This is a genomic window from Pantoea sp. PA1 (assembly GCF_056856975.1).
The window spans coordinates 435,163-449,917 of record NZ_JBXGEE010000002.1; the positions used below are offsets into that span (position 1 = coordinate 435,163).

Annotated in this window: 13 protein-coding genes and 1 riboswitch; of the genes, 7 read left to right on the plus strand and 6 right to left on the minus strand. The window is 56.3% G+C overall.

Annotation, left to right across the window (positions count from 1 at the left end):
* Positions 1–28: 28 nt before the first annotated feature.
* A riboswitch (TPP riboswitch) is annotated at positions 29–131 on the minus strand.
* Positions 132–166: 35 nt separating this feature from the next.
* Positions 167–1,828, minus strand: a complete 1,662-nt coding sequence (sgrR, locus tag AC1V0D_RS12785) for an HTH-type transcriptional regulator SgrR (RefSeq protein ID WP_482907523.1) — start codon at positions 1,826–1,828, stop codon at positions 167–169.
* Positions 1,829–2,083: 255 nt separating this feature from the next.
* Between sgrR and AC1V0D_RS12790 the strand changes: the two genes are divergently transcribed.
* On the plus strand, positions 2,084–3,262 hold the full coding sequence (locus AC1V0D_RS12790; protein ID WP_476639949.1) for an MFS transporter: 1,179 nt from the start codon (positions 2,084–2,086) through the stop codon (positions 3,260–3,262).
* A 266-nt stretch (positions 3,263–3,528) separates the two neighbouring features.
* On the opposite strand, the gene leuD is transcribed toward AC1V0D_RS12790, so the two are convergent.
* The 5 genes from leuD to leuL form a co-directional block, all read right to left on the minus strand.
* Positions 3,529–4,134, minus strand: a complete 606-nt coding sequence (leuD, locus tag AC1V0D_RS12795; RefSeq protein WP_009092163.1) for a 3-isopropylmalate dehydratase small subunit — start codon at positions 4,132–4,134, stop codon at positions 3,529–3,531.
* Between the two features lie 3 nt (positions 4,135–4,137).
* Positions 4,138–5,544: a 3-isopropylmalate dehydratase large subunit gene (leuC, locus tag AC1V0D_RS12800; RefSeq protein ID WP_009092161.1), complete on the minus strand. Its 1,407-nt coding sequence runs from the start codon at positions 5,542–5,544 to the stop codon at positions 4,138–4,140.
* A gap of 4 nt (positions 5,545–5,548) precedes the next feature.
* The gene (leuB, locus tag AC1V0D_RS12805) at positions 5,549–6,640 is read right to left on the minus strand and encodes a 3-isopropylmalate dehydrogenase (protein ID WP_009092158.1); all 1,092 of its coding nucleotides are present in this window, start codon (positions 6,638–6,640) and stop codon (positions 5,549–5,551) included.
* Between the two features lie 2 nt (positions 6,641–6,642).
* The gene (gene leuA / locus AC1V0D_RS12810) at positions 6,643–8,205 is read right to left on the minus strand and encodes a 2-isopropylmalate synthase (RefSeq protein ID WP_046101207.1); all 1,563 of its coding nucleotides are present in this window, start codon (positions 8,203–8,205) and stop codon (positions 6,643–6,645) included.
* Between the two features lie 89 nt (positions 8,206–8,294).
* Positions 8,295–8,378 carry a leu operon leader peptide gene (gene leuL, locus AC1V0D_RS12815; RefSeq protein ID WP_111208305.1) on the minus strand — a complete coding sequence of 28 codons (84 nt, stop codon included), beginning with the start codon at positions 8,376–8,378 and terminating at the stop codon, positions 8,295–8,297.
* 730 nt (positions 8,379–9,108) lie between these two features.
* Here leuL and ilvI point away from each other — a divergent pair.
* From ilvI to ftsL, 6 genes are all read left to right on the plus strand, one after another.
* Positions 9,109–10,833 carry an acetolactate synthase 3 large subunit gene (ilvI, locus tag AC1V0D_RS12820; protein WP_009092154.1) on the plus strand — a complete coding sequence of 575 codons (1,725 nt, stop codon included), beginning with the start codon at positions 9,109–9,111 and terminating at the stop codon, positions 10,831–10,833.
* A 2-nt stretch (positions 10,834–10,835) separates the two neighbouring features.
* Entirely contained in the window at positions 10,836–11,327 is a 492-nt protein-coding gene (gene ilvN / locus AC1V0D_RS12825) for an acetolactate synthase small subunit (protein WP_009092152.1), read from the plus strand.
* Between the two features lie 196 nt (positions 11,328–11,523).
* Positions 11,524–12,534 (plus strand): catabolite repressor/activator, encoded by a 1,011-nt coding sequence (gene cra, locus AC1V0D_RS12830; RefSeq protein WP_482907524.1) that lies wholly within the window; start codon positions 11,524–11,526, stop codon positions 12,532–12,534.
* Positions 12,535–13,029: 495 nt separating this feature from the next.
* Positions 13,030–13,488: a division/cell wall cluster transcriptional repressor MraZ gene (gene mraZ / locus AC1V0D_RS12835; RefSeq protein ID WP_009092149.1), complete on the plus strand. Its 459-nt coding sequence runs from the start codon at positions 13,030–13,032 to the stop codon at positions 13,486–13,488.
* Positions 13,489–13,490: 2 nt separating this feature from the next.
* Complete coding sequence (rsmH, locus tag AC1V0D_RS12840) at positions 13,491–14,432, plus strand: 16S rRNA (cytosine(1402)-N(4))-methyltransferase RsmH (protein WP_482907525.1); 942 nt, start codon at positions 13,491–13,493, stop codon at positions 14,430–14,432.
* Complete coding sequence (gene ftsL / locus AC1V0D_RS12845) at positions 14,429–14,749, plus strand: cell division protein FtsL (protein WP_003854764.1); 321 nt, start codon at positions 14,429–14,431, stop codon at positions 14,747–14,749. The genes rsmH and ftsL overlap by 4 nt, the downstream gene beginning before the upstream one ends.
* Positions 14,750–14,755 lie beyond the last annotated feature (6 nt).

Genomic DNA, 14,755 nt, shown 5'->3' on the forward strand with positions numbered 1-14,755 from the left:
AATAGGGGATGAGTCGCAAAGGATCTGAGCACAGCGGCCTCTCAAATCCCTACGTCGGTATTAACCGAATCAGGTTCGACGGGTCTCTCTCAGCTGCTTGCTGGTGGCAGGCGGCACCCCGTTGAGAACGTCACATTCTAGTCATTTCAGCGCCGTGGCGAAAGCGTCACAGTGCCGGTGGCGCAAACCAGGCCGATTTAAAATCAAACCAGCCCAGGGTATTCATCCGCACGCCACGCATGCTGCGCTGGCCCTCCAGCAATAGCCAGTGATGAAACAGCGGATGCAGGCCCGCGTCTTCAACCAGTTGTTTGCTCCACTCGGCCAGCGGCAGCGTTTTCTCGCGCCAGCGGGCCGCGTCACTGTGCCAGTCAATCGGCAGGCAGTGATGCAGCAGCGGGATCTCATACAGCTGGGCAAACAGCGACCAGTTCAGCGGCAGGGTAAAGTTGACGCTGCCGAGCCAGATATCACTCTCCGCGTCGCCCTGATACCAGCTTTCATAACTGATCTCACGGGTTTCCAGGGTGACGCCCTGTTGGGCCAGCAGGGGACGCAGCGCATTGGCGATGCCCTCATGCTCCACGTGCTGACTGTACCAGGTCAGCGTCAGATGGGTCAGGCCGGGCGGCTTTTCGACCGGGGTCAGGTCCCGGCGGTGGTGCCAGCGCGGCAGCAGGCCATAAGCCGGAAACCAGTATCGCTGATAGCCGACGCCCGCGTGGTTGAGCAGGGCGATAGGGTTAAAGAGATAACTGACCCAGCGCCTGACTGCCTCGCTGCGGCCCTGCTCTGAACGCTGGTCAAACAGCAGATAGTAGCAGCCCTCCTCAAGGCGGCTCTCCTCCTGAATCTCATCCGCAGCGTCCCCCTGCAGGCGCACACCGGCATAGACCAGCTCATCGCTGATGTCGGGCAGCACCCAGATAGAGACATCGTCGATCAGGGCGCGAAAACCGAAGTAATCATCAAAGGCTTCAATCTTCAGCTGGCTCTCATGATTGCGGATCACCCGGTAGGGGCCGGTGCCGACTGGCTGGCGGGCAAAATCCTGAATCGTCGGCCACTCGCGCGGCAGGATCATCGCGCTGACGCTGCCCAGCAGCCAGGGCAGGCCGTCGTCGGGCTGGCTCAGATGCACATCCAGCGTCCAGGGGGCGGGTGAGGAGATCTCCGCAATGTGGGAAAAGAGCGGATGAGGGCGCTGACGCTCCAGGGTGGCGATAACATCCGCCATCTCCAGCTCCCGACCGTGATGAAAACGAATGGCCGGACGCAGAAAGAAGCGCCAGTGAAGCGGGGAGGTCTGCTGCCAGTGATGCGCGATATCGGGCTCGATTTCCCCGTTTTCCTCATTTATCCGCGTCAGCCCATTAAAAATCTGCCGGGCAATGTGCGTTTCAGAGCGCCGCAGCGGCGAGCCAGGCAGCAGATTGAGCAGGGGACGATAGTAGAGCACCCGCAGGATATGCTTGCCCTGCCGGAAACTGCGGCCGAGATGCGCACTGATCATCTGCCGCACCTGATCCTTATCGCCCACCAGCTGGACCAGCTGATCGATGCGATCCTGCTCCAGCAGATCTTCGGCACGCTGCTGCTGTAAAGCCAGCCCGGTATAGCAGAACGTCAGATGTGACCGCCTGCCGCGTCCCGCTTCTGCCTGCCAGACCAGCCAGCCTGCCGCCTGCATCCGGTTGAGCAGATTGCGCATGTGGCGGCGCGAGCAGTGTAGCAGGTCAGCCAGTTCGCTGAGGGTAATGGCCTGCGACTGGCCCTGGCAGCTCTGCCACAGGCGAATGAATTGCTGCTTCAGACGTGACGAGGACATAAAAGAGGAACTCCTGCTGAAAAGCGCTCTGTTTTTTCTGCCTCATTTTAAGAGCAAACTTTGCGCTATGGGAAGAGCGGGAGGCATTCAGTCTGGAATGGCGTTCAACCCTGACTTCGCTGTTCAGCGGAGTGCTTTTCTGAGTAGGGTGCATTTACACCGCCAGCAGAGGATCTCTGCTGGCTTTTTTCATCGTGCGCGGTATGGTCTACCCTTCTTTTTTTCCTCTCTGTTTAGCCTCTAAGGGATTTCGCTATGAAATCGCTGTTAACGCGGCAGCGCCGCATCAATCCGGTTTACCTCGCTTTTATGGTTGCCTCGTTCATGCTGGGCGTGGCGGGCGCATTGCAGGCACCGACGCTGAGCCTGTTTCTGACGCGCGAAGTGCAGGCCCGCCCTTTCTGGGTCGGACTGTTTTTTACCATCAATGCTGTGGCAGGTATTCTGGTGAGCATGCTGGTGGCGAAGCGTTCGGACAGCGTGGGGGACCGCCGTAATATCATTCTGTTCTGTTGCCTGATGGCGCTGGTCAATGCGCTGCTGTTTGCCTTCAGTCGCCACTACCTGACGCTGATTACGCTGGGTGTGCTGCTGTCGGCGCTCGCCAGCGTCTCAATGCCTCAGCTCTTTGCGCTGGCCCGGGAATATGCCGATCAGTCGGCGCGTGAAGCGGTCATGTTCAGTTCGGTGATGCGCGCGCAGCTGTCGCTGGCGTGGGTCATCGGGCCACCGCTCTCATTTGCGCTGGCGCTGAACTATGGTTTTGTCACGCTGTTTATGGTGGCCGCCGCGCTGTTTCTGATCTGTATCCTGCTGGTCTGGTTTACCCTGCCGTCAGTGCCCCGTGCGCAGCCGCTGCTGCAAAGCGGCGGTCTGCCGCTAAGCGGCTGGCGCGATCGCGATGTGCGCCTGCTGTTTATCGCGTCGGTGGTGATGTGGACCTGCAATACCATGTATATCATTGATATGCCGCTCTATATCAGTACGACGCTTGGCCTGCCGGAAAAGCTGGCGGGTCTGCTGATGGGCACGGCCGCCGGGCTGGAGATCCCGGTGATGCTGCTGGCCGGGCATTACGCCCGCCGCATGGGCAAGCGCCGGTTAATGCTGGTGGCGGTGGCCGCCGGGGTGCTGTTTTACCTGGGGCTGGTGCTGTTTAACTCCCGCACGTCACTGATGGTATTGCAGCTGTTTAATGCGGTGTTTGTCGGGATTATTGCCGGGATTGGGATGTTGTGGTTCCAGGATCTGATGCCGGGACGGCCTGGCGCCGCAACCACCCTGTTCACCAACTCCATCTCAACCGGCATGATTCTGGCCGGGGTGATTCAGGGTACGCTGAGCGAGCGGCTGGGACATGAGGCGGTCTACTGGCTGGCATTCGCGCTGGCGATTGTGGCGCTGGTGATGTCGGCGCGGGTGCGCGACGTATAAAGAAGAAGGGCGACAGGATGTCGCCCTTTTTTTAACTATTGAGGAATCTGGACCGGTCGCTGTGATAGCGAGCCTGCTCAGGGAACACGGTCAGATCGGAAAGGCGCTTAAGCCAATCCCTGGCCGCTCGGCCCGCGCCGTCCCTGGCGCGGGACGCTTTCCTCCTCTGACCGTGTTCCCTGGCGCGGGACGCTTTCCTCCTCTGACCGTGTTCCCTGCGCGTTAAGCTAAATTGTTGCTGTCAGATTAGCCCTGTCTTAACGCAATCAGCGCAGGAAGGCGGGCTGATTCTGCTCATACTGCGAAATTGACGCTTCATGCTGCAGGGTCAGGCCGATGCTGTCGAGGCCGTTGATCATGCAGTGGCGACGGAAGCTGTCGAGTTCGAACGGGTAGACTTTATCGCCTGCGGTCACCGTCTGCGCTTCCAGATCGACTGTAAAGCTGATGCCTGGCTGAGCCGCAACCAGCCGGAACAGCTCATCCACTTCCTCTTCGCTTAACTTCACCGGCAGCAGCTGATTGTTGAAGCTGTTGCCGTAGAAGATATCGGCGAAGCTTGGCGCAATCACCACGTGAAAACCGAAATCGGTCAGCGCCCAGGGCGCATGTTCACGAGAGGAGCCACAGCCAAAGTTCTCGCGCGCCAGCAGAATGCTGGTGCCTTTAAACTCTGGCTTGTTCAGCACAAAGCTGGGAGTCGGGACCGTGCCGGCGTCATCTTCAAAACGCCAGTCATGGAACAGGTGCTGACCAAAACCGGTGCGGGTCACCTTCTGCAAAAACTGCTTAGGGATGATCGCGTCGGTATCGACGTTTGCGGCGTCCAGCGGCGCGACGATGCCGGTGTGCTGAGTAAATTTATTCGCCATGACTTATGCTCCTGTCGTCAGTTCACGGATGTCGGCAAAGTGGCCGGTGACGGCTGCCGCTGCGGCCATTGCCGGGCTGACCAGATGGGTTCGTCCACCGCGGCCCTGACGACCTTCAAAGTTACGGTTGCTGGTTGACGCGCAACGCTCGCCGGGGTTGAGGCGGTCATTGTTCATCGCCAGACACATGGAGCAGCCTGGCAGACGCCACTCAAAGCCCGCTTCCAGGAAGATTTTATCCAGACCTTCCGCTTCCGCCTGTGCTTTTACCGGACCGGAACCGGGCACTACCATCGCAACCACACCCGGCGCAACTTTGCGGCCTTTGGCGATAGCGGCGGCGGCACGCAGATCCTCAATGCGTGAGTTGGTACAGGAGCCGATAAAGACTTTATCAATCGCGACATCGGTCAGTCGGATGCCCGGCTGCAGATTCATATACGCCAGCGCTTTTTCCGCTGAGGCGCGCTCTACCGGATCGGCGAATGAGGCCGGGTTCGGGATCACCTGATCAACGGCGATCACCTGACCCGGGTTGGTGCCCCAGGTGACCTGTGGCGCAATCTCTTCTGCATGCAGCGTGACCACCGCATCATAGGTCGCGCCTTCATCTGACTTCAGTGTGCGCCAGTACTCTACAGCCTGCTCCCACTTCTCACCCTGTGGGGAGAACTGGCGGCCTTTCAGGTAGCTGAAGGTGGTCTCGTCCGGTGCCACCAGGCCCGCTTTCGCGCCCATTTCAATCGCCATGTTGCACAGAGTCATACGACCTTCCATGCTCAGCGCCTGAATGGCCGGACCGCAGAACTCAACCACATAGCCGGTTCCGCCTGCGCTGCCGGTTTTGCCGATGATCGCCAGGACAATATCTTTTGCCGTAATGCCGGTTGAGGCCTGGCCCAGCACCTCAATTTTCATGGTTTTCGCCCGGCCCTGCTTCAGGGTCTGGGTGGCAAACACATGCTCTACTTCGGAGGTGCCGATACCAAAGGCCAGTGAGCCGAAGGCTCCGTGCGTCGCCGTGTGCGAGTCACCGCACACGATGGTCATGCCTGGCAGCGTCATGCCCTGCTCAGGGCCGATAACGTGGACAATTCCCTGATACGGGTGGTTCAGGTCATAGAGCTGTACGCCAAATTCAGCACAGTTCTTCATCAGCTCCTGCATCTGAATCCGCGCCATCTCGCCCGACGCATTGATGTCTTTGGTCTGAGTAGATACGTTGTGATCCATGGTGGCAAAGGTTTTGCCCGGCTGACGCACCTTGCGTCCGTGCGCGCGCAGACCATCAAAAGCCTGTGGCGAGGTGACTTCATGGATCAGGTGGCGATCGATATAGAGTAACGGCGTTTCGTTCGGCGCTTCGTGGACGACATGTGCATCAAATAACTTCTGGTATAAGGTTTTCATTTTTTTATTTTTCCTCGGCGATAAAGCGGGCAATGATGCTGCCCATCTCATCTGTGCTGACCGCTGGGCCATCACCGGCTAAATCTTTAGTGCGGTAGCCCTGTTCAAGCGCACGACTGATGGCGCGTTCGATACTGTCGGCAGCCTCATCGGCATTCAGGCTGTAGCGTAACAGCAGGGACAGTGACAGGATCTGCGCGACCGGGTTAGCAATATTCTGTCCGGCGATATCCGGTGCGGAGCCGCCTGCCGGTTCAAACAGGCCAAAGCCCGCTTCATTCAGGCTGGCGGAAGGCAGCATCCCCATCGAACCGGTGATCATGGCGCACTCATCAGAGAGAATGTCGCCGAACAGGTTGGAGCAGAGCAGCACGTCAAACTGTGACGGATCTTTGATCAACTGCATGGTGGCATTGTCGATATAGATGTGGCTCAGCTGTACGTCCGGATACTCTTTAGCGACCTCGTTAACGATTTCACGCCACATGACTGAGGTCTGCAGGACGTTGGCTTTATCTACTGAGGTCACTTTATTGCGGCGTTTACGCGCAGACTCAAACGCGATACGGGCGATGCGCTCGATCTCGAAGCGGTGGTAAACCTCCGTATCGAATGCCCGCTCTTCCGGGCCGCTGCCTTCGCGTCCTTTAGGCTGACCAAAATAGATGCCGCCGGTCAGTTCACGCACGCACAGGATATCGAAGCCTTTGGCCGCGATGTCGGCGCGCAGCGGGCAGAAAGCTTCCAGACCGCTGTAGAGTGCCGCCGGGCGCAGGTTACTGAACAGTCTGAAGTGTTTGCGCAGGGGCAGCAGAGCACCGCGTTCCGGCTGCGAGGCCGGTGGCAAATGTTCCCACTTCGGTCCGCCAACCGAACCAAACAGGATCGCATCCGCCTGCTCGCAGCCCGCCACGGTCGCAGGAGGCAGGGGTTCGCCGTGCTGATCGATAGCGATGCCGCCGACCGCATATTCCTGAGTGGTAATCTGCATATCAAAGCGCTGACGAATGGCGTCCAGCACTTTCATTGCCTGTGCCATCACTTCCGGGCCAATGCCGTCACCGGGTAAAACTGCGATATGAGAAGAGCTGGACATAGTTATACGGTTTCCTTCTGATCTTTAAATTTGCGTTGCAATTCCTGTTCAACCTGGCGGGCACGCCAGATATTGTTCAGCGCATTCACCATCGCTTTGGCGGACGACTCCACGATATCGGTCGCCAGACCGACGCCGTGGAACTTACGGCCGTTGTAGCTCACCACAATGTCGACCTGACCCAGCGCGTTTTCGCCGTGGCCTTTGGCGGTCAGTTTGTAGTTAACCAGCTCCGCGTCGAACTGGGTAATACGGTTAATGGCCTGATAGACCGCGTCAACCGGGCCGTTGCCGGTGGCCGCATCCGCTTTGGCATCATCGCCGCAGCCCAGCTTGACAGAGGCGGTAGCGGTGATGCCGGAACCGGTCTGAACATTAAATTCATGCAGCTGAAAATGCTCCGGCTCTTCATTCTGTTTATTGATGAAGGCCAGCGCTTCCAGGTCGTAGTCGAACACCTGACCTTTTTTGTCAGCCAGTTTCAGGAAGGCGTCATACAGGGCATCCAGATTGTAATCCTGCTCTGCATAGCCCATCTCTTCCATACGATGTTTTACCGCCGCGCGGCCAGAACGTGAGGTCAGGTTCAGCTGAATCTTGTGTAAGCCGATCGACTCCGGCGTCAGGATTTCATAGTTTTCGCGATTCTTCAGCACGCCATCCTGATGAATACCGGAGGAGTGGGCGAAGGCGTTGGAGCCGACCACCGCCTTGTTCGCCGGGATAGGCATATTGCAGATCTGGCTCACCATCTGGCTGGTGCGGTAGATCTCCTGATGATTGATGTTGGTGTGCACATTCATGATCTGCTGGCGGGTTTTGATAGCCATGATCACCTCTTCCAGCGCACAGTTACCGGCACGTTCACCCAGACCATTCAGCGTGCCTTCAACCTGACGTGCACCCGCCTGGACAGCCGCCAGGGCGTTACCGGTCGCCATACCCAGGTCATCGTGGGTATGGACAGAGAGAATCGCTTTGTCGATGTTAGGTACGCGGTTGATCAGCTGGCTGATGATGTGAGCATATTCGCCTGGCAGGGTGTAACCCACGGTGTCCGGGATATTGATGGTGTTGGCACCGGCATTAATTGCGGCTTCAACCATCCGGCACAGGTCATCAATCGGGGTGCGGCCGCCATCTTCGCAGGAGAATTCAACGTCATTGGTGTAGTTGCGGGCACGTTTCACCATGTGAACCGCGCGCTCAATCACCTCGGGCAGCGTGCTGCGCAGTTTGGTGGCGATGTGCATCGGTGAGGTGGCGATAAAGGTATGAATACGGAAGGCTTCGGCAACGCGCAGTGATTCGTACGCCGCATCAATATCCTTCTCCACACAGCGGGCCAGACCGCAGACCCGGCTGTTTTTAATGGTGCGCGCGATGGTCTGTACGGATTCAAAATCGCCAGGTGAGGAGACCGGGAAACCCACTTCCATGACATCCACGCCCATACGCTCCAGCGCTAATGCAATCTGCAATTTTTCTTTCACACTCAGGCTGGCCTGTAATGCCTGCTCACCGTCGCGCAGAGTGGTATCGAAAATAATGACTTGCTGACTCATCGTATTCATCCTTATGCATTTTCTGGCCTGGCAACGAGCATAAAAAAACCCGCGACAGGCGCGGGTTTTTAACTTTCAGCAGGTTTGAATCAGTGTTTGATTCCGCCCACAAGTCTACCGCGCAAGCTGTATGCGTTTAGTAGTAGACCGAGAAGGCGAGCAAAACGAAACATGGATTCAAACCTTATAAATTGTTGTGCTGCCTATATTGGTACTGCAATCACTCAGGGATGTCAACCTTCTGTGCAGGGTTATTCTCCAGCAAGTAAAAGGAAGATCGTCTGTTATTTTACGGCCTGACAGCGTAATGAATAGCGCTGAAGTGAGTGACGCGCCAGTCAGGCAGGATAAGTACGCTGTTGCAGGGTAGTGACTGTTTTATCTATCTGAAAAATAATAATTTTATTTTTAGGTCTCTCGGGCGTGACGCAGAATTTATGTCCGCCTGCTTAGCATAATCGTATGCGCTTTAGCGATTTTCTGGTTAATTAACCCGGAAAATAAAAAGGTGGGGCGATTGTGGGCTGGGGCAGGTCACAATAAGTTTTCGTTATTTCTTAGATCACGCTAAAAATAATTTCTTAGTCAGCATTTTCCTCTGCGGTTCTGCGGCGTAATTAGTTTAATCCGCGCAGCCAATTCTTATCGGGCAGAGCCTTTACGTCCCTGCCATTTAATTTACACGGCTTTGCGGTTTGCCTGCCCGCTGAAGTGCGGTTATGGTAATCGACCTACTCTCAGAACAATGAACTCGACAGATTTCTCTGTAACCGGACAGCGGCACAGGTTTCCGCTGTCGTGCATAAACATAAGATTTTGATTGGCAGAGCAGGCACCGGCGCGACGTGATATGTGCAAAAGGCCCTATTCATGGCGCCCGGTCCTGAAGCCTGGAGGCAGAAGATGGAGATGTTGTCAGGAGCCGAAATGGTCGTCCGTTCGTTAATCGATCAGGGCGTTAAGCAGGTATTCGGTTATCCGGGTGGCGCGGTATTAGATATCTATGATGCGCTGCAAACCGTCGGGGGTATCGATCACATTCTGGTACGCCACGAGCAGGCTGCGGTGCATATGGCTGACGGCCTCGCACGCGCCACGGGTGAAGTCGGGGTCGTGCTGGTCACTTCAGGCCCCGGAGCGACCAATGCGATCACCGGGATCGCCACCGCCTATATGGACTCTATTCCGCTGGTGATTCTGTCGGGCCAGGTGCCTACCTCGCTGATTGGCTATGATGCCTTTCAGGAGTGCGACATGGTCGGCATTTCACGGCCGGTGGTGAAGCACAGTTTTCTGGTGAAAAGCACCGAAGAGATCCCCACCGTGCTGAAAAAGGCGTTCTGGCTCGCCGCCAGCGGACGTCCGGGACCGGTGGTTATCGATCTGCCGAAAGATATTCTCAACCCGGCCAATAAACTCCCTTATCACTGGCCGGACGCTGTCAGCATGCGCTCCTACAATCCGACCATCCAGGGCCATAAAGGTCAGATTAAGCGTGCGCTGACGACACTGCTGGCCGCAAAACAGCCGGTGATTTATGCCGGTGGCGGTGCCATCACCGCGGGCTGTGAAGCGGAACTGTTACAGCTGGCCGAGAGCCTGAACATTCCGGTCACCACATCGCTGATGGGGCTGGGCGCGTTTCCTGGCACGCATCGTCAGTGCGTCGGGATGCTCGGCATGCACGGCACCTATGAAGCCAACATGACGATGCACAATACCGACCTGATTTTTGGTATCGGCGTTCGCTTTGACGACCGCACCACCAATAATCTGGCGAAGTATTGCCCCAACGCCACCATCATGCACATTGATATCGACCCGACCTCTATCTCCAAAACGGTGGCGGCGGATATCCCGATCGTGGGGGATGCGAAGCAGGTGCTGCAGCAGATGCTGGAGCTGCTGGCGCAAAACGACAGTGAGCCGCGCTCTGAGAGTCTGCAGGCGTGGTGGAGCGCGATTGAGGGCTGGCGCAGTCGTCAGTGCCTGGAGTTCGATCGGACCAGCGACAAGATCAAGCCGCAGGCCGTCATTGAAACCATCAGCCGTCTGACCCATGGCGACGCCTACGTCACGTCCGATGTGGGCCAGCATCAGATGTTTGCTGCGCTCTATTATCCGTTCGATAAACCGCGTCGCTGGATCAACTCCGGGGGGCTGGGCACAATGGGCTTTGGCCTGCCCGCTGCGCTGGGTGTCAAGATGGCGCTGCCGGACGAAACCGTTATCTGCGTGACGGGCGATGGCAGTATCCAGATGAACATTCAGGAGCTCTCAACCGCACTGCAGTACAATCTGCCGGTGCTGGTACTGAGCCTGAATAACCGGGTTCTGGGCATGGTGAAACAGTGGCAGGATATGATCTACTCCGGTCGCCACTCGCAGTCTTACATGGAGTCACTGCCTGACTTCGTGCGTCTGGCTGAAGCCTACGGCCACGTCGGGATCGCCATTGAGCATCCGGCTGAACTGGAAGAGAAGCTGACGCTGGCGCTGGAGAAACTGGCACAGGGGCGTCTGGTGTTTGTGGATGTCGCCGTGGACGGTAGCGAGCATGTTTACCCGATGCAGATTCGCGGTGGCAGCATGGATGAGATGTGGTTAAGCAAAACGGAGAGGACATAACTATGCGTCGCATTTTATCAGTTCTGCTGGAGAACGAATCTGGCGCATTATCCCGTGTCGTCGGTCTCTTTTCGCAGCGCGGCTACAACATCGAAAGCCTGACCGTTGCGCCTACCGATGATCCCACCCTGTCGCGGATGACCATTCAGACGGTGGGCGACCAGAAGGTGCTGGAGCAGATCGAAAAGCAGCTGCACAAGCTGGTGGATGTGCTGCGCGTGACCGAACTGGGGCAGGGTGCCTACGTTGAGCGTGAGATCATGCTGGTGAAGATCCAGGCGAGTGGCTATGGCCGTGAAGAGGTGAAGCGCAACGCTGAGATCTTCCGCGGTCAGATTATTGATGTAACGCCTACGCTGTACACGGTTCAGCTGGCAGGCACCAGTGACAAACTGGACGCGTTTCTCAATTCCGTGCGTGAGGTTGCCGAAATCGTTGAAGTGGCCCGCTCCGGTATTGTGGGCGTATCACGCGGCGATCGCATCATGCGTTAATCACGCTGCGTCACCATCGAACCTCACCTAACCCGGCGAAATGCCGGGTTTTTTTATTTTTTATGCGCCAGGCTGGTTACATTCAGAAAAGCGGTTGCTCCGCGCACTTTTCTGCTGTTAGATGATAGCCATGAGTTATCCATAGCTTAACTGCGGCTATTTCTGCCGTAAAAGCGGATTTGATGGTGGGGTTATCGTGAAGCTGGATGAAATTGCGCGTTTGGCAGGCGTGTCGCGCACCACGGCCAGTTATGTGATCAATGGTAAAGCGCGGCAGTATCGTGTCAGCGACAAAACCGTTGAGAAAGTGATGGCGGTCGTGCGTGAACATAATTATCACCCCAATGCGGTGGCCGCCGGGCTGCGCGCCGGGCGAACGCGCTCTATTGGACTGGTGATTCCCGATCTGGAGAACACCAGTTACACCCGTATTGCAAACTATCTTGAACGACAGGCGCGTCAGCGAGGCTATCAGCTGCTGATCGCCTGCTCAGAAGATCAGCCTGATAACGAGATGCGCTGCATTGAGCATCTGCTCCAGCGTCAGGTCGACGCGATCATCGTCTCCACCTCGTTACCGCCTGAGCATCCCTTTTATCAGCGCTGGGTCAACGATCCGCTGCCGATCATTGCGTTAGACCGTGCGCTGGATCGTGAACATTTCACCAGCGTCGTGGGCGCCGACCAGGACGATGCCCATACGCTGGCGGCTGAACTGCGTCAGCTTGAGGTCAAAAACGTGCTGTTACTCGGCGCCCTGCCTGAGCTGTCAGTGAGCTTCCTGCGTGAGATGGGATTCCGTGATGCGTGGAAAGATGACCCGCGGCCGATAGATTACATTTATTGCAACAGTTTCGAACGCACCGCTGCCGCCGCGCTGTTTGAGCGTTATCTTGAAGAGCATCCGATGCCGGAGGCGCTTTTTACCACCTCTTTCGGGCTGCTGCAGGGCGTCATGGATGTCACGCTGAAACGAGACGGCCGGCTGCCTACCGAGCTGGCGATTGCCACCTTTGGCGACCACGAATTACTGGACTTTCTTGAGTGCCCGGTGCTGGCCGTAGGACAGCGCCATCGTGACGTCGCCGAACGGGTACTGGAATTAGTTTTAGCCTCGCTGGATGAGCCAAGAAAACCTAAACCCGGTTTAACCCGTATCCGCCGTAATTTATATCGTCGCGGACAATTAAGCCGAAGAGTTAAATGAGGGAAGGGCAGTATTACGCTGCCCGCCACGTTTATTTTTTCCGAATTACTGATTAAATAAACAGGTCGACGTAAAAAAGCGTAAATTCTGCTCATCAATTCTAACAAAGCAGAAAGGGTTATTTTTATTATCTGCTTACAACTTCAACAAATGCCGCTTTCCTGTCCGGCCTGAGCCGCTGGGCTTTCTTTCGGAAATCCCCTAAAATGCCGCCGCTGTCTCAGAAACCACGAGAAATATTCAGCGTGTGATGCTGTTTCATTTTTAATCGTTTTTTCCGCGCCCGCTTTTTTTATTCAGGTATTCATTGGTTTAATTTTTTCTTTCTCTTTTTATTCGATCAGGGCGTCGGCAGCCATTAATTCGGCGCTCTGTAAATAGTGATATTCAACTGCCGCTCCGGCTTGACAAGGATTTCATCGAATCCTTAAACTCGTTTCGTGGTAAAAAGTGGGATAAAGTGGTGCAAACGGGTGACCAGGGGGAGAGACTGGCATGTTCCGCGGAGCAACGTTAGTCAATCTCGACAGTAAAGGGCGGCTTGCCGTACCCACGCGATATCGCGATTTGCTGATCGGGGAATCTCAGGGGCAGATGGTCTGTACCATCGACCTCCACCAGCCATGCCTGTTGCTTTATACCCTGCCCGAATGGGAAATCATTGAAAAAAAGCTCGCCCGCTTATCCAGTATGAATCCACTTGAGCGCCGTGTGCAGCGTCTGTTGCTGGGACATGCCAGTGAATGTCAGATGGATAATGCAGGACGCCTGCTGCTGGCGAATACGCTTCGGCAGCACGCAAAATTAACCAAAGAAGTGATGCTGGTCGGACAGTTCAACAAGTTTGAGCTGTGGGATGAACAGACCTGGTATCAACAGGTCAGGGACGATATTGACGCAGAACAGTCAGCTCAGGAGCCTTTATCTGAGCGGTTGCAGGACTTGTCGCTATAGCTATGCAGGAAAATTTCAAACATACCACCGTGCTGTTGGATGAGGCGGTTAACGGCCTCAATATCAGGGAAGACGGTATCTACATCGACGGCACGTTTGGTCGTGGTGGTCATTCACGTCTGATTCTTTCGCAACTGGGAGAGAAGGGACGACTGATCGCCATCGATCGCGACCCTCAAGCTATCGCCGCTGCCGCTGAGATTACCGATCCCCGTTTCTCTATTATTCATGGCCCTTTTTCCGCCCTGGCAGAGTATGTCTCTGAGCGGGATTTGGTCGGAAAAATTGACGGCATCCTGCTGGATCTGGGGGTTTCCTCACCGCAGCTGGATGACGCAGAGCGTGGCTTCTCGTTTATGCGTGACGGACCGCTGGATATGCGTATGGATCCTTCGCGCGGTCACTCCGCCGCCGAGTGGTTGCTGCAGGCGGAAGAGGCAGACATCGCTTTCGTTCTGAAAACCTACGGTGAAGAGCGGTTCGCCAAACGTATCGCCCGCGCCATTGTTGAGCGCAATCGCGAAGCGCCGATGACCCGGACACGGGAGCTGGCTGAGGTGATCGCCGTTGCCACGCCGGTTAAAGATAAGTTCAAGCATCCGGCGACGCGCAGTTTCCAGGCGATCCGTATCTGGATTAACAGTGAACTGGAAGAGATCGATATTGCGCTGAAAGGGGCAGTTGAGGTGCTGGCACCACAAGGGCGCCTTTCGGTGATCAGCTTCCACTCGCTGGAAGATCGGCTGGTGAAACGCTTTATGCGCGATCAGAGTCGCGGGCCGCAGGTCCCAGCCGGTCTGCCAATGACGGAACATCAGCTGCGTGCCCTGGGCGGTCGAGAACTGAAATTACTCGGCAAAATGTCGCCGGGCGATGCCGAAGTTTCTGAGAACCCGCGCGCGCGCAGTTCGGTATTACGTATTGCGGAGAAAACCGACGCATGATCGGTAATGAGCGTCACAGTCTGCCCGCCGTCATCGGCGGGGATCTGCTGCGAAAGGGCAAGATCCCGGTGCTGTTGCTGATCGCTGTGGTGGTTTCTGCCGTACTGGTGGTCACCACCACCCATAAAACCCGACTGTTAACCGCACAGCGTGAACAGCTGGTACTGGAGCGCGACGCGCTGGATATCGAATGGCGCAACCTGATTCTGGAAGAGAATGCGCTGGGCGATCACAGCCGTGTCGAACGCATCGCCACCGAGAAGCTGCAGCTGCAGCACGTTGATCCTTCACAAGAAAATATCGTGGTGCAGAAATAAGGACCT

What these genes read in the sequence shown, in the direction of transcription:
- rsmH (WP_482907525.1), top strand. Translation starts at nt 13,491, where the DNA reads ATGCAGGAAAATTTCAAACATACCACCGTGCTGTTGGATGAGGCGGTT.
- leuA (WP_046101207.1), bottom strand. Translation starts at nt 8,205, where the DNA reads ATGAGTCAGCAAGTCATTATTTTCGATACCACTCTGCGCGACGGTGAG.
- leuD (WP_009092163.1), bottom strand. Translation starts at nt 4,134, where the DNA reads ATGGCGAATAAATTTACTCAGCACACCGGCATCGTCGCGCCGCTGGAC.
- ilvI (WP_009092154.1), top strand. Translation starts at nt 9,109, where the DNA reads ATGGAGATGTTGTCAGGAGCCGAAATGGTCGTCCGTTCGTTAATCGAT.
- ilvN (WP_009092152.1), top strand. Translation starts at nt 10,836, where the DNA reads ATGCGTCGCATTTTATCAGTTCTGCTGGAGAACGAATCTGGCGCATTA.
- sgrR (WP_482907523.1), bottom strand. Translation starts at nt 1,828, where the DNA reads ATGTCCTCGTCACGTCTGAAGCAGCAATTCATTCGCCTGTGGCAGAGC.
- AC1V0D_RS12790 (WP_476639949.1), top strand. Translation starts at nt 2,084, where the DNA reads ATGAAATCGCTGTTAACGCGGCAGCGCCGCATCAATCCGGTTTACCTC.
- mraZ (WP_009092149.1), top strand. Translation starts at nt 13,030, where the DNA reads ATGTTCCGCGGAGCAACGTTAGTCAATCTCGACAGTAAAGGGCGGCTT.
- leuB (WP_009092158.1), bottom strand. Translation starts at nt 6,640, where the DNA reads ATGTCCAGCTCTTCTCATATCGCAGTTTTACCCGGTGACGGCATTGGC.
- leuL (WP_111208305.1), bottom strand. Translation starts at nt 8,378, where the DNA reads ATGTTTCGTTTTGCTCGCCTTCTCGGTCTACTACTAAACGCATACAGC.
- ftsL (WP_003854764.1), top strand. Translation starts at nt 14,429, where the DNA reads ATGATCGGTAATGAGCGTCACAGTCTGCCCGCCGTCATCGGCGGGGAT.
- leuC (WP_009092161.1), bottom strand. Translation starts at nt 5,544, where the DNA reads ATGAAAACCTTATACCAGAAGTTATTTGATGCACATGTCGTCCACGAA.